This is a genomic window from Pseudomonas sp. B611 (assembly GCF_055407965.1).
In genome coordinates this window covers 241,489-255,738 of sequence record NZ_JBUZST010000004.1, presented here as the reverse complement: position 1 = coordinate 255,738, position 14,250 = coordinate 241,489, and the positions used below count along the sequence as shown (strand labels likewise).

At 61.8% G+C, this 14,250-nt stretch carries 11 protein-coding genes; 9 read left to right on the top strand and 2 right to left on the bottom strand.

What is annotated here, in order from left to right; translation table 11 throughout:
* Positions 1-137: 137 nt before the first annotated feature.
* Positions 138-2,183 (bottom strand): TonB-dependent receptor family protein, encoded by a 2,046-nt coding sequence (locus tag ACZRMO_RS11895; RefSeq protein WP_463973082.1) that lies wholly within the window; start codon positions 2,181-2,183, stop codon positions 138-140.
* A 303-nt stretch (positions 2,184-2,486) separates the two neighbouring features.
* On the opposite strand from ACZRMO_RS11895, the gene ACZRMO_RS11890 reads away from it, so the two are divergent.
* Genes ACZRMO_RS11890 through ACZRMO_RS11860 form a run of 7 tightly spaced genes read left to right on the top strand, consistent with a single transcriptional unit; the run spans position 2,487 to position 10,541 of the window.
* Positions 2,487-4,244, top strand: coding sequence for a carbamoyltransferase family protein (locus tag ACZRMO_RS11890; protein ID WP_124525511.1), 1,758 nt, complete (start codon positions 2,487-2,489; stop codon positions 4,242-4,244).
* A complete protein-coding gene (locus ACZRMO_RS11885; protein ID WP_463973081.1) occupies positions 4,228-5,358 on the top strand; it encodes a glycosyltransferase in 1,131 nt (376 codons plus the stop codon). Before ACZRMO_RS11890 ends, ACZRMO_RS11885 begins: the two co-directional genes overlap by 17 nt.
* Positions 5,358-6,254: an antimicrobial resistance protein Mig-14 gene (locus ACZRMO_RS11880; RefSeq protein WP_463972978.1), complete on the top strand. Its 897-nt coding sequence runs from the start codon at positions 5,358-5,360 to the stop codon at positions 6,252-6,254. The genes ACZRMO_RS11885 and ACZRMO_RS11880 overlap by 1 nt, the downstream gene beginning before the upstream one ends.
* Positions 6,251-7,624 (top strand): PIG-L deacetylase family protein, encoded by a 1,374-nt coding sequence (locus tag ACZRMO_RS11875; protein ID WP_463972977.1) that lies wholly within the window; start codon positions 6,251-6,253, stop codon positions 7,622-7,624. The genes ACZRMO_RS11880 and ACZRMO_RS11875 overlap by 4 nt, the downstream gene beginning before the upstream one ends.
* Before the next feature lie 17 nt (positions 7,625-7,641).
* Positions 7,642-8,598, top strand: a complete 957-nt coding sequence (locus ACZRMO_RS11870; protein ID WP_463972976.1) for a glycosyltransferase family protein — start codon at positions 7,642-7,644, stop codon at positions 8,596-8,598.
* 46 nt (positions 8,599-8,644) lie between these two features.
* Positions 8,645-9,406 (top strand): glycosyltransferase family protein, encoded by a 762-nt coding sequence (locus tag ACZRMO_RS11865; protein ID WP_463972975.1) that lies wholly within the window; start codon positions 8,645-8,647, stop codon positions 9,404-9,406.
* A 49-nt stretch (positions 9,407-9,455) separates the two neighbouring features.
* Positions 9,456-10,541 (top strand): glycosyltransferase, encoded by a 1,086-nt coding sequence (locus ACZRMO_RS11860; protein ID WP_463972974.1) that lies wholly within the window; start codon positions 9,456-9,458, stop codon positions 10,539-10,541.
* Here the strand turns inward: ACZRMO_RS11860 and ACZRMO_RS11855 are convergent.
* Positions 10,530-11,096, bottom strand: coding sequence for a BUD32 family EKC/KEOPS complex subunit (locus tag ACZRMO_RS11855; protein WP_463972973.1), 567 nt, complete (start codon positions 11,094-11,096; stop codon positions 10,530-10,532). The two genes, ACZRMO_RS11860 and ACZRMO_RS11855, sit on opposite strands and share 12 nt — an antisense overlap.
* A 147-nt stretch (positions 11,097-11,243) precedes the next feature.
* On the opposite strand from ACZRMO_RS11855, the gene ACZRMO_RS11850 reads away from it, so the two are divergent.
* Positions 11,244-12,422, top strand: a complete 1,179-nt coding sequence (locus ACZRMO_RS11850; RefSeq protein ID WP_463972972.1) for an O-antigen ligase family protein — start codon at positions 11,244-11,246, stop codon at positions 12,420-12,422.
* Positions 12,423-12,430: 8 nt separating this feature from the next.
* Positions 12,431-14,239: a lipid A export permease/ATP-binding protein MsbA gene (msbA, locus tag ACZRMO_RS11845; protein WP_463972971.1), complete on the top strand. Its 1,809-nt coding sequence runs from the start codon at positions 12,431-12,433 to the stop codon at positions 14,237-14,239.
* Positions 14,240-14,250: the final 11 nt, after the last annotated feature.

Here is a 14,250-nt window from a genome sequence, read left to right as displayed (position 1 = left end):
CCGGCGGCATTCCCACGCAGAGCGTGGGAACGATAAGAGCGTGTGCCGGCCTCAATAATTGCGGTGTCGAGGCCGCCGCCATCGCGGGCAAGCCCGCTCCCACAGAAGCCAGCTTCCACATTTGATTTGTGGTGATTTTAGAATGTGTATTCGGCACCCGCGCCGGCGTACCACGAGCGGCCTGGGGCGGCTTCGTAGTAGCGGTTGTTGCTGTCGCCGACGATCACCGAGCCGACATACTGGCGGTCCAGCAGGTTGTCCAGGCGCAGGGTCTGGTGGAAGGTCCAGTGCTCGACCTTCTGCTCGAAACGTGCGCGCCAGTTGAACACGCTGTAGGCCGGCGCGGCGCGCTGGCTGTTGGTGTCTTCGACGTAGACCTTGCTGCGGTACATGCCTTCGATGGCGGTGCTGACCCAGTCGCGGGGCTTCCAGTTGAGTTCGGCGAACAGGGTGGTTTGTGGTACGCCGGGGAGGTAGTTGCCCTTCTCGATGGCCTTTGTGCTGTTGGTGAAGTCACTGTCGTAGGTGGCTTGCAGGCGGGTGTAGGCGAGGTTGGTGCTCCACTGCTCGCTGAGCTGGCTTTCGATGCCCAGTTCGAAGCCGCGGCGTAGGGTGCGGCCGGCGTTTTGGTAGCTGGTGCGGCCCTGGAGCGATTGACTGACCACCAGTTCGTCTTCAGTGGTGATCTGGAATACCGCCGCGTTGATCCGGGTGTTGTTGATCTGGGCCTTCAATCCCACTTCGTATTGAGTGCTTTCTGACGGTTTCAGGCCGAAGTTGAAACCTTCGACATTCCCTGGCGCGTAGGCCAATTCAGCCTGGGTCGGCGTTTCGAAGCCTTTGCCGGCGCTGACATAACCATGCAGCTCGGGCGTAAACGCGTACATCACGCTCATCGACGGCGTGTTCTTCTGATAAGTCTTGCGGCCGCTGGCGTCACCGTTGCTCAAGTATTGGTCGTCAACGTCCAGCTCCATGGTGCTGTGGCGTACACCGGCCTGCAGGGTCCAGTTGCCCAAGGCCCAATTGGCTTGAATATAGGGGTCGAGGCTGCGTGCGGTATCGATCTCATCACGGCGCAATTCGCCTTTTACGCCCAGGGTGCTGCCGCTGTAGTTCTGATAGCCATGACGGCTGTCTTCGCTCTGGTCGAAGTCCAGGCCGGTGATGATCATCAACTCGCCCGGCGCACTTTCGATGGGCTGCATCCAACGCACGCTGCCGCCGTAGAACTTCCGGTCGAATTGCACCACGCCGCCGCCGCGCTCATTGGACGGTGTGCCTTTGGGAATCGACAAGTACTGAATCACACTCCGCCGCCCCGTATAGGCATTCACCTGCAGCGTCGCATCGCCGATGTACCGCTCGTAATTCATGCCCAACTGCTGATGATCAATGCTTTTGCGCGTGTTGTACGTCAACGCGCCAGCAGCCACCGAGCGCGGATCTGCCTTGTACGCATCCCACGTCTGCCCCAGCGGATCCTGCGTCCCGTTCTGCTCCAGACTGCTGTAGATCAGCGCCAGCTTGCTGTCGTCGTCCGGCTGGAAGTTGAGCTTGGCAAACGTCTGGTCGCGTCGTGCGCTGCTATGGTCGCGGTAGCCGTCGGTGTCCATGCGCGAGGCGTCGAGCACGAAACCCGCGCCGTTGGCGGCGCCTTCGGCGGTCAGGTGGTTCTTGCTCATGCCATCGCTGCCCACCAGGGTTTCGGCGCCGATGCGCGGCGGGCCTTCGCCGTCGCGGGAGAACATCTGGATCACGCCGCCGGCGTTGCTGCCGTAGAGGGTGGCCGCCGGGCCGCGCAGTACTTCGATGCGTTCGGCAGTGTCGAGGTTGAAGGTGGCCGCCTGGCCCTGGCCGTCCGGGGTGCTGGCGGGGATGCCGTCGGCGATCAGCTTGAGGCCGCGCACGCCAAACGCCGAGCGGGCGCCGAAACCACGGGAAGAGATTTGCAGGTCCTGGGCATAGTTCTGGCGGTTCTGCACCACCAGGCCGGGTACGCGGGACAGCACTTCGGACGCATTGATGCCGAGTTGGCCATCGCTGATCTGTTCGCGGCTGATGGCGTCCACCGAGTACGGCAGGTCAAACGTCTGGCTGGCGCTGCGCGAGCCGGTGACGACGCTGGGGTCGAGGACCAGCGGCATTTCGTCGCCGATTGCCGCGCTGCAAAAACCGAGCATACCGGCAATAAAGGTGAAGTGAACGGGACCCACAATTTTCATCAGATAACCAGGTAAGGTGCGGCAAATGCGGGATTCTAGCGATTCTGTCACTGTTTAACGAATCCTCCGGCTGCGACTTTAGAACCGTCCGACCTGACTTTAGACCCATTCCCCTTGTTTGCAGCGATCAACGTGCCGTTAACAGCTCTCCACTGCTTTTAAGCTATAATCCCGCCCTTTAGCTGTTTCCTGCCCAGGTGGGAAGCACACTTTTTCGCGGCGTAACCCGCCTGCATGCAGACTAAAAGAGGCTAGACCCCTGTGGCATTGACGATTCTTGGCCTGTCCGGCGCCCTTAGCCATGATCCTTCCGCAGCCTTGTATATCGACGGCAAGCTGATCGCGGCCGCCGAAGAAGAGCGCTTCGTACGCGACAAACATGCAAAGAACCGCATGCCCTACGAATCGGCGAAGTTCTGCCTGGAACAAGCCGGCATCAAGCCTTCCGACGTTGACGTGGTGGCGATCCCTTTCGCCCCGATCAGCCTGTTCGGTGAAGCGCGCTGGCACTACGCCAAGCGTTACTGGTACGCCCCGGACCGCGCCCTTGACGCGATCCTGATGGGCAACCGTCGCTACAAGCGCTATCGCAACAAGATCGTCTGGTGCCTGGAGCAACTGGGCTTCGATCCGAAGAAAATCAAGATCGAACCGGTTGAGCATCACCTGGCCCACGCTTCCAGTGCCTACCACTGCTCCGGCTTCCAGGAGAAAACCGCGATCCTCGGCATCGACGGTAAAGGTGAGTACGCCACCACGTTCTTCGGCTACGGCGAGAACGGCAAGATCCACAAGATCAAGGAATTCTACGATCCAGACTCCCTCGGCGGCCTGTACGGCGCGATCACCGAGTTCCTCGGTTTCGAGATGCTCGACGGCGAGTTCAAGGTCATGGGCATGGCGCCGTACGGCGACGCCAGCAAATACGATTTCTCGCGCCTGGCCTCCTTTGAAAATGGCGAGTTGGTGATCAACACCGACTATGCCAACGTCATCGGCCTGCGTCGCTACAAAGAGAAGGGCAAGGGTTTCTACTTCTCGCCAAAACTGATCGAGTGGCTGGGTCCCAAGCGCGAAGGCGATATCGCCGACGAGCCGTACATCCACTACGCCGCCAGCATGCAAGCGCTGTTCGAGAAGCTGGCCTTGCAGATGATCGACCACTACCTGGGCGACATCCTCAAGGACACCGGCAAGCTGGCCTTCGCCGGCGGTTGCGCGCTGAACGTGAAGCTGAACCAGAAGATCATTGCCCGCGACGACGTGAAAGAGCTGTTTGTGCAGCCGGCGTCCGGCGATGCCGGCACCGCCGTTGGCGCGGCGGCCTACGTGTCTCACGCCCGTGGTGTACCGGTAGAGAAGATGGAACACGTCTACCTCGGCCCGTCCTACAGCAACGAAGACGTGATTGCCGCGTGCGCCAAGCACGAGAGCAAGCCGGTATGGCGCAAGATCGAGAACATGCCTAAGCGCATCGCCAAGATCATGGTCGACGGCAACCCGGTGGCCTGGTTCCAGGGCCGCATGGAGTTTGGCCCGCGCGCCCTCGGCGGTCGTTCGATCATCGGTTGCCCAAGCGCCACCGGCGTGGCTGATCGTATCAACCACCAGATCAAGTTCCGCGAGCGCTGGAGGCCTTTCTGCCCGTCGATGCTCGACACCGTGGCCCCGCAGATGATCAAGGTCGATCACCCGGCGCCGTTCATGACCTTCACCTTTGAAGTGTCGGAAGAGTGGAAGACCCGCGTGCCGGAAGTGGTCCATGAAGATGGCACCTCCCGCGCCCAGGTGCTCAAGCGCGAATACAACCCGCGCTACTACGACATGATGAAAGAGCTGGAAGTACTGACCGGCAACGGCGTGTCCCTGAACACCTCGCTCAACCGTCGTGGCGAAGCGATGATCTGCTCGCCGAAAGACGCGCTGGACATGTTCTTCGGTTCGGACCTGCAATACCTGATCATGGAAGACATCCTGGTGGTCAAGGATGGCGTGGACCCTTATGACACGCTCGGCTGATCGCCACGTCCTGCAGTTCTGCCACGGCTATGACGGGCCGTTCCTCGATTGCGCCCGTCAGTACGCCAGCCTGTTCGCGGGCAAAGGCTACAAGGTGACCACGGTGTTTCTCACCGGGGTCGCCGACCCTGAGGTCGCGGCCGGTTGCGCCTCCGATGAAGTGTTGTTCATGGAGTTCAGCTCCAAGGCCATTCGTGGCCTCAAGCTGGGCGCCATCGCCGAGATGCGCAAGATTGCCGCCTCGCGCAATTTCAGTTTCTGCATCGCGCACCGCGCCAAGCCGATCTACGTCGCCTTGCTCGCCACGCGCTTGCAGGTGATTGGCGTGCACCACGCGTTTGGTGATTACCAGCGCCGTGGCCGCCGCCTGTTTGCGTCGATTTTCCGCAAGCGCTTGAGCTTGCTGGGCGTGTCCGACGCCGTGCGCGACGACATCCGCCGCTGCCTGCCGAACTGGCCGGCGGCGCGTATCCAGACCTTGTACAACCGCATCGATGTCGAGGCCATGCAAGCGTTGCAAGTCTCGAAGGATGACGCGCGGGACGCCCTCGGGCTCTCGCCGGATGAATGGGTGGTCGGCAACGTCGGCCGCCTGCATCCGGACAAGGACCAGGCCACGCTGCTCAAGGGCTTCGCCCTGGCCCTGCCACAGTTGCCCGGCGAAAGCCGCCTGGCGATTCTCGGTACCGGCCGCCTGGAGCAGGACCTCAAGGAACTGGCCCGCGAGCTGGGTATTGCCGACAAGGTGCGGTTCCTTGGCCAGGTGCCGGATGCGCGCCGCTATTTCCGTGCATTTGACGTGTTTGCCCTGAGCTCCGACCACGAGCCGTTCGGCATGGTGCTGCTGGAAGCCATGGCCGCTGGCGTACCGTTGCTGGCCACGGCCTGCGGTGGTGCCAAGGAAGTGGTCGAAGGCGTGGGCATCCTGTTTCCTTTCGGCGATGCCGAGCACTTGGCCCAAGGCCTGGGGCACCTGGCTGCGATGGATCAACAGCAGCAGCGCCAGTGCGCCGAGATGATGCTGGAGCGCCTGCACGCACGGTTCTCGGACCAGGCGGTGCGCGACGCTTTCTGGCAACTGCCACACGTTATTGAACTGACCGCGAGGGCTTGATGCTCAATCGATTCCAAGGCTGGCGCGAGCGTGGCTGGTCCGTCGTCGATGCGCCTGCCTACAGCGAGGCCTGGCAGCGTTTTGGCGGCAGCGTGGCGACGCATCCGCAAGTGATCGAACGCCTGGCCGGGCTGGCGCAGATTCCGGTGCGTTACCTGGCGTGGGAACAGGCCGGTGAACTCAAGGCGTGCATTGCCACCTGGGGGCGCGACCTGGCCTTGTCCAAGGACGTGCTCAAGCGCAGCGGCAAGAAGGGCCTGTTTGACCTGGGCAACGCCGAGGTGATCCTGCCGGCCGCCGCCGATGCGCAGGCGCCGCTGCGCCAGCGTGCGCGTTACCTGTCGACGCTCAACGAAGGCCGTTTCAGTGGCCTCAAGCCCCAGGCCGAGCAGTTGGCCATGGCGCGTACCCCGGAAGAACTGTCGAAGAAATTTCGCTACAACCAGCGCCGCGAATTGCGCTTGCTGGAAGAGGCGGGCGGCGTGGTGCGGCCGGTCAGCGAGTTTTCCAGCGCTGAGCTGGCGCGTATCTACTGCGACCTGTTCCTGCGCCGCTGGGGCTTTACCGCCACGGGGGCCGAACGTCTGGCGGAAGTGATCGAGCTGCTGCGCGAGTGGCTGATCGGCTCGGTGATCTTCCTCAACGACGCGCCCATCGCGATCCAGTTGGTGTATCGCGTCGAGTCGCCAGAGTGGATCAGCGTGGAGTACGTCAACGGCGGGGTCGATCCTGAAACCCGCGCCTTCAGCCCTGGCAGCGTGCTGAGTTTTCTCAATACCCAAAGTGCCTGGGAACAGGCCCGTGAAGTCGGCAAGCCGCTGCGGTTTTCCTTCGGTCGCGCCGACCGTGAGTACAAGGACCGTTGGTGCAACCCTGTGCAGGTACTGTGCGTATGACCCGCAAACAGCAATTGCTCAAGCGCCATCGGCGCAACAAGCGCGTGGCGCTGATGGTCGGCGTATTGCTGCTGGTGGCGATCGGCGTCTTGGTGGCTTGGTGGTTGCCGTTGTTGTTGGCCGTGCTGGCCTGGGTCGCTCACGAAGCGTGGTTTGCCGACCACCTGTTTTACGCACCCAACGAAGACTATCAATACCGCTTCTCGGCCGATGCCGAGCTGGCCGGTGTGCGTCTGGAAAACGGGCGCTTGTTGCTCGACCAGCCGGTCGCCGCAGACGCCACGCTGGTGCTGGCGATCAACGTCAAAAGCACCTGGCTTGGGCGCTTTCTCGATCCGAGCATTGCACTGGGTGACGACCGCCAAACCTTCGAACGTGGCGTCAACGGCGTGCGTTACCTCAATCTCAGCGGTTTGGCGCTGAGCGAGTTGCAGTTGCGCGGTCGTCATTGTCGCCTGCTTGGCACGCCGCGCCTGTGGGCCTGGACCCAGCCGGATTACCGCACACAGCGCGTGATGGTCATCGCGCCCCACGCCGACGATGCCGAGCTGGCCGCGTTCGGGCTCTACAGCCAAGCCGAAAAACCCTGGATCGTCACCCTCACGGCGGGCGAAATCGAAGCCGAACACTATCAGCAGATGGGCCTGGACGCGGTCGAAGCCGCACGTATCAAGGGCCGCCTGCGCGCCTGGGACAGTATCGCCGTGCCGCTGTGGGCCGGCGTGCCCCAAGCGCACTGCGTGCAACTGGGCTATTTCTGCCTGCAATTGCAGGCGATGCAGGCCGCGCCGGACCAGCCCTTCGCCTCCCGTGAAGCCGAGCTGAGCGATGTGCGGCCGTTCCGCCAATTCAACCCGTTCCCACTGCCAGCGGATAGCGACGGCTTGCCGACCTGGAATAACCTGTTGGCCGATCTGCGAGCGGTGCTGTTGATGGCACGCCCGGAAGTCATCGTGCTGCCGTATTCGGCGCTGGACCCGCACCCCGATCACATCTGTGCGCAGAGCGCCGTCATGCAAGCCTTGCAAGGCCTGGAGTGGCAGCCGACCACGGTGTTGGGCTACGCCAACCATCTGCATGACAACGACCGTTGGCCCATGGGCGATGCGGGCAACGGCATTGCCTTGCCGCCGTTGTTCGATGCAACCCAGGAGCTGAAACCGTGCAGCCTGCCGTTGACGTTGGCGCAACAGCGCGACAAGGCCATGGCGTTGGGCATGATGCATGACCTGCAACCGGCACCGCCCTTCAAGCGCCGCGTGCGGCGCCTGCTGCAACGTTTATTGGCCGGGCGCGCGCGTTCGCCTTACGGGGAGAACGAGTTCTTCCGCAAGGCGGTGCGGCGACATGAGTTGTTCTGGCGTTTGTGACCTGTGAAAGGAAGAGCATGAAAGTTTTATTTCTGGTGCAGAAAGAACAGCGCGCCATCCTCGATCGTCTTTACGACGGCATCGCCGAGCATTGCGAATGCGATACCCGCTGGCTGAGCAGCGCCGAGCAGCGCAACCTGCGCGGCTATTTCCGCCGTGAAGTCGACGTGACCCGCTATGACCGCATCGTGTTCTTCCTGCGCTTCAAGCAGGAGATCCGCCAGGCCGGTTTTATCCGCACGATCCCCAATCTGGTGATCCTCGAGCACGACGCCTACCAGAACTACATTCCGTGCAAGTACACCGGAAAATTCAGCGCCCATTACCGCCGTTTGCCCTGGGCACGGGTGATCAGCTCGGGCTTTATGGTGTCGCAGCGTTTGCGTGAGGAAGGTTTTGACGCGGTGTTCGTGCCCAAAGGGTACGACCAGGCGTTGTTGCAGCCGCAGGACCGTGAACGCGACATCGAGCTGGCATTTGTCGGCAGCACCAATAGCGTGGCCTACAGTGGACGCAAGGCGTTGCTTGATGAGCTGGCGCAGGTGGAGCCCTTGGTGGTGACGCGCACCAAGTCGGGCGAGGAATATTGCGCGACGCTCAACCGGATCCGCTTTTTTGTCAGTGCCGATGTGGGCATGGGCGAGTACATGATCAAGAACTTCGAGGCCATGGCCTGTGGCTGTGTGCTGCTGGCGTATGACCAGGGCGAGGCGGAAAACCAGGCCCTGGGTTTTGAAGACAAAGTCAACGTGGTGTTCTATAAAGACATCCCGCAGTTGCAGGAAAAGCTCGCCGAGTTGCGTGCCAACCCTCAGTTGGCGGCAGATATTGCGCGTAATGGCCAGGCGTTGGCTGTCAGCCAATTTAGCTTTGCACGTATCGGCCAGCGTATTGTCGAAGTGCTGCAGCCACCTCTGCGGCCACGTGCTCCATTGAGTTTGCTGGAAACGCTGCGCCTTAAACTGGGCGTATAACCTCCGTCAGGCCGTCGATTGCGGTCATTTAATTGTTGGTGCCCACGTGCGATTTTCCGAACAGAGCGACATCACCCTTGTCGTGACCAGCTGCGGCCGCTTTGACCTGTTGAAGCGCACGCTTGAGAGTTTCGACGTGTTCAACACGGCCGACATCCGCGAGGTGTTCATAACCGAGGACGCCGGTGATGACGCGGTTCGCCAGGCCATCCCGGCGCATTGGCAGGAACATTGCACTTTCTTCGTCAATCGCCCGAAGTTGGGCCAGTTGGCATCTATCGACCTGGCCTACGCGTCGGTGAAGACACCGTACATTTTCCACTGTGAAGATGACTGGGAGTTCTACCGTCCAGGGTTCATCGAAGACTCCAAGACGGTTCTGGAATTGCGCCCGGATGTGCTCCAGGTGTGGTTGCGCAACTTTGTCTATGACTTGCAGGTACACAGCCCCTACATCCGCCGCGGGCCGCGTGAGCTGATCGGCGGGGTGCCGTGTTATCCATTGATTTCCGATAAGCCGGAGTGGCAGGCGTTTTCGCTGAACCCCGGTTTGCGGCGTCTCAAGGAATACGCGTTGTGCGCGCCGTTTGCGGGCTTCGAGGGTGAGAAGGGCTTGTCGCGGCGCTATGCCGAGTTGAATCTGACGGCCGTGACCCTTGAGGGGGATGCGGTGCTGCATACGGGCTTCGGGCTGCATGTGTCGACCTCGGCCGAGCGCGAGAACAAGGCGCGGCGAAAGCGGCGCGAGCGGATCAAGTTAGTCGCGATGTTGTTGCTGGGCTTGGCGATCGGTTGGTTGATCGGTTGAACAGGTTAAAAAACGCCTACAGAACGTTGCAGAAGGTCCTTTTTAGTCGATGAGCATCCTTAACATCATGTGGGCAGGTGGTTCTGCATTCGCCTCGGTGCAGAAGGTCCACCAGCAAGTGCTTGGCAGCATTGATTGCGGCGCTCTCGTGCAAACCTGGCTGCTTCAGGGTGGTGCAGAAGCGGGCGATGGGGCGCGGGAGTGGAACCTCTCATCGGCTCAGCTTAAGGGGCGTCACCTGTGGAAGCTGTTTGTCCCGCGCATGCGTGCGCGTTTTCGCCGGGCGCTGCCGGATGATGTGAAGGTTGTGCTGATCGATGGCGTCGGCGTTGCGCGGGTGCTGTTGCCGGTGCTCAAGGCTTTGCCTGAGGTACGTGTCGTGGTGCTGTTTCATGGCATGACGCGCTTGCGTCGCACGGATCGCACGCTGTTCGAGCAATTTTCCGAGACTCAATTAACAGTGGCGGCCGTGTCGCAGACCCTGGCCGACTCGCTGCAGCATGATTTGCAGCGGCCGGTGGCGGTGCTGCGCAGCGCCTTCGACCCCAGCGCTTTTTGCGGCGCGATGCTGCCTCGTGAACAGGCGCGCGCGCAATTGGGCCTGGCCGCAGACAACGCTCCGGTGCTGGGCGCCGTGGGGCGTCTGGTGGGCAGCAAGGGTTTTGCCTGTTTGCTGGATGCGTTTGCCGCCGTGACCTCCAGTCGGCCCGAGGCGCGCTTGGTGATCATTGGCGAAGGCACTGCGCGTGCGGAGCTTGAAGCGCAGATCGAACGCCTGGGCCTGCGCGGCAAAGTCTTTATGCCGGGACACTTGGCCGACGCGGCGACTCTGTATCGCGCGTTTGACTGGGTGGCGATACCGTCTTCCGAAGAGGGGCTTGGGTTGATTGTGCAGGAGGCCGTGATGGCGGGTGTGCCGGTACTGACCAGCGAACTGGCGGTGTTCCGCGAGCAATTGGCTGACGCCGGTTGGTACGCGCCGGCTGACGCTGTCGACGCCTGGACGCAGCTGCTGGAACGCGCCTTTGCAACCGGCCCGCACGCCGCCGTGGCGGCTCAGTTGGCGGCGCTGGCGCCGGAGCAGGCGTGGCAGGATTTCACCGCCACCGCCCGTCGGTTGCTCTCACCCCGCTAGCACGGCTTGCTCGAGCGCTTGCATTGGAAAGCGTTCGTTCAGCTTCTCGCGCGCAATATAGCGGGCGAAGTGCTGCAGGTTGCGCTTGACCAGCGCCGGACTCAGCGGCGCGCGCAGGAAGCGCAGGTCGGCCACGTCGATCAGGCCCATCTGGTTGTCCGGCGTCACGACGATGTTGCCCAGGTGCAGGGAGCGGAAGTAGATTCCGGCGCCGTGCAGGCGGCGAATCAGTGCCACCAAAGGTTCCAGGTTCTGTTCCCAGTCGAAGCCTTCCCGGTTGGCGATCTGGCGCAGTGTCTCGCCCGGTAGTGGGCGATACAGCACGGCGGTCATGCCGGGCGCGTCCAACTGGAAACTGTCGAGCACGGTGAGGGTGGGAATGCCGCGTTTTTGCAGCCCGAGCGCGTTATCGATGAAGCGCTTGGAGTACGGGCGAAACAACGCGGAAGAGAAAAACCGTTTGCGACGAAACAGTTTAAGGATGTTCCCGTCCGTCAGCAGGTAGACTTTGGGCCCGTAGCTGTCCTTCTCCAGGATTCTGGCGCCTTCAATCATCGTGTTTAGAGCGGCTTGGGGAAGCCTTGAACATTGCATCGTCAGGAAACCTTGTGGGAGTCGCGGGCACATTAGTCGGCAATGATGCCGAAAGTTTTGGGTTTTAACCATGCCGGGGAGGCAGGTTGGCCGTATTAGGAGCGGATGATGCAAGCAAGTCGTTGGGCGCAAGGATGGATGGGTTTTGGGCTGCTGTGGTTTTTACTGGCAATCACCTTCGCGCCGACCAATAAGATCTATCAACAGGGGCTGACGCTGTTTTTGTGGCTTCCGGCCATGGTGTTTGCCTGGTCTGCCCGTGAGCAGCTCAAGCAAGTCTGGCACGCCCAGCGCGGACTCTACCTGACGCTTGGCGTGATGGCGGCCTGGGGCTTGGTCAGCTTGCTGTGGACCAATGCCGAGGACCCTTCCCGCGAAGCCAAACGCTTGCTGTATATCGGCGTATTCCTGCTGTTCTTGCCGATACTCGCCCAAGGGCGGACCGACCAGGTGGTTCGCCTGATGCAGTGGGGCGGCATTGGCCTGGCCCTGTCGGCTTTGCTGGCGATGATCAAGTTCTATGGCCTTGCAGGCAACGCCTGGGACGCTCGCCTTGAAGGGCTGGGGCAGTTGTCCCACCCCATCCTTGGCGCTTATGTCCTGGGTCTGGCCGCGGTGTGGATGCTGCACTGGATGCCGCGTGGGCGCTGGCTGCAAGTGGTCTTTCTAGGGGCGATCGGGCTGCTCGGCCTGTTTGTGGTGGCGAGTCAGAGCCGTGGCGCGGCGTTGGCCTTGCTGTTGAGCGTGGTGGCGATGCCGCTGTGGAGTCGCGACCGACGCAGCACGGTGATTGCGATCGCCGCAGCGGTGGCGGCGGTGGTGGTGTTTGTGTCGATGCAGTCGCTGTTGCTTTCCCGTGGCGTGTCGTTCCGCCCGCAGATTTTCATGGTGGCCTTGCAGATGATCGGCGAGCACCCGTGGACCGGCCTGGGCCTGGGGGGTGATTACTACGTGTTCTGGAATGAATTCCGTTTCGACCACTCCCACAACCTGTTCACCCACATCGCCATCGAGCTGGGCCTGCCGGGCCTGCTGCTGTGGTGCGCCGTGTGGTTCGGCGCGCTGTGGCAAGCCTGGAAGGTGCGTGACACCCATTACGGCAAAGGCCTCATCGGCATCTGGGTGTTCTCCACCCTGGCGATGCAGTTCGACGCGGCCAACCTCACCGGTACCCCGCGTGCCGAATGGTTCATTACCTGGCTGCCGATCGCACTGGTCAGCATATCGGTCTGGGCTCGGGCCAAACCCGATGCTTGTGATAAAGTTGCCGCCCTACCTAATCAGTGAGCTCGACAATGAGTGACGCACCGCCCAAAGCGGAACAGGAATCCAGCCTGAAAATCTATTTCAGGCTGCTGGGCTATGTGAAACCCTACATCGGCATGTTCCTGGTGAGCATCGTCGGTTTCGTGATTTTCGCGTCCACCCAGCCGATGCTGGCCGGGATCCTCAAATACTTTGTTGACGGCCTGAGCAACCCGGACGTGGTGTTTTTCCCCAGCGTGCCGTACCTCAAGGACCTGAAACTGCTGATGGCCGTGCCGCTGCTGATCGTCCTGATCGCCGCGTGGCAGGGCCTCGGCTCGTTCCTGGGCAACTACTACCTGGCCAAGGTATCCCTGGGCCTGGTCCACGACCTGCGGGTGCAGTTGTTCAATAAACTGCTGGTATTGCCTAACCGTTATTTCGATACCCACAGTTCCGGGCACCTGATCTCGCGCATCACCTTTAACGTGACCATGGTCACCGGCGCCGCCACGGATGCGATCAAAGTCGTGATCCGCGAAGGCCTGACGGTGGTGTTCCTGTTCGGCTACCTCCTGTGGATGAACTGGAAGCTGACCCTGGTGATGTTGGCGATCCTGCCGATCATCGCCACGATGGTCGGCAGCACCAGCAAGAAATTCCGCAAGCAGAGCAAGAAAATCCAGGTGGCGATGGGGGATGTGACCCACGTGGCCTCGGAGACGATCCAGGGCTACCGCGTGGTGCGCAGCTTCGGTGGGGAAACCTACGAAGAGCAGCGCTTTGCCAAGGCGAGCATGAGCAACACCGAAAAACAGATGCGCATGACCAAGACCGGCGCGGTCTACACACCCATGCTGCAACTGGTGATCTACACCGCGATGGCGGCGCTGATGTTCCTGGTGCTGTTCCTGCGGGGCGACGCGACAGCCGGCGACCTGGTGGCCTACATCACTGCGGCGGGCCTGCTGCCCAAGCCGATCCGCCAGTTGTCGGAAGTCAGTTCGACCATTCAGAAGGGCGTTGCGGGTGCCGAAAGCATCTTCGAGCAATTGGATGTCGAGCCTGAAGTGGACACCGGCACCGTCGAGAAAGAACGGGTCAGCGGCCGTCTGGACGTGCGCAACCTGAGCTTCACCTACCCCGGCACCGAACGTGAAGTGCTGAAGAACATCAGCTTCACCGCCGCGCCAGGCCAGATGGTCGCGCTGGTCGGGCGTTCGGGCAGTGGCAAGTCCACCCTGGCCGCGCTGATCCCGCGTTTCTATCACCACGAGACCGGCGAAATCCTCCTCGACGAGGTGGAAATCGAAGACTACCGTCTGCGCAACCTGCGCCGCCACGTGGCCCAGGTGACCCAGCACGTGACGCTGTTCAACGACACCGTGGCCAACAACATTGCCTACGGCGACCTGGCCGGCGCGCCGCGTGAAGACGTCGAGAAAGCGGCGCGGGATGCCTACGCCATGGACTTTATCGCCGAGCTGCCCAAGGGCCTCGACACCGAAGTCGGTGAGAACGGCGTGCTGCTGTCCGGCGGCCAGCGTCAGCGTTTGGCGATTGCCCGCGCGTTGCTGAAAAACGCGCCGCTGCTGATCCTCGATGAAGCCACGTCGGCGCTGGATACCGAGTCCGAACGGCACATCCAGGCCGCGCTGGACAAGGTCATGAAGGGCCGCACCACCTTGGTGATCGCGCACCGCCTGTCCACCATCGAGAAAGCCGACCTGATTCTGGTCATGGATCACGGCGAAATTGTCGAGCGTGGTACACACCTTGAGCTGCTGGCGATGGGGGGCTACTACTCCCGCCTGCACGCCATGGGGCTGGACGAGCCGGCAACGGCCAACATCACCTGACAAGACGGGGC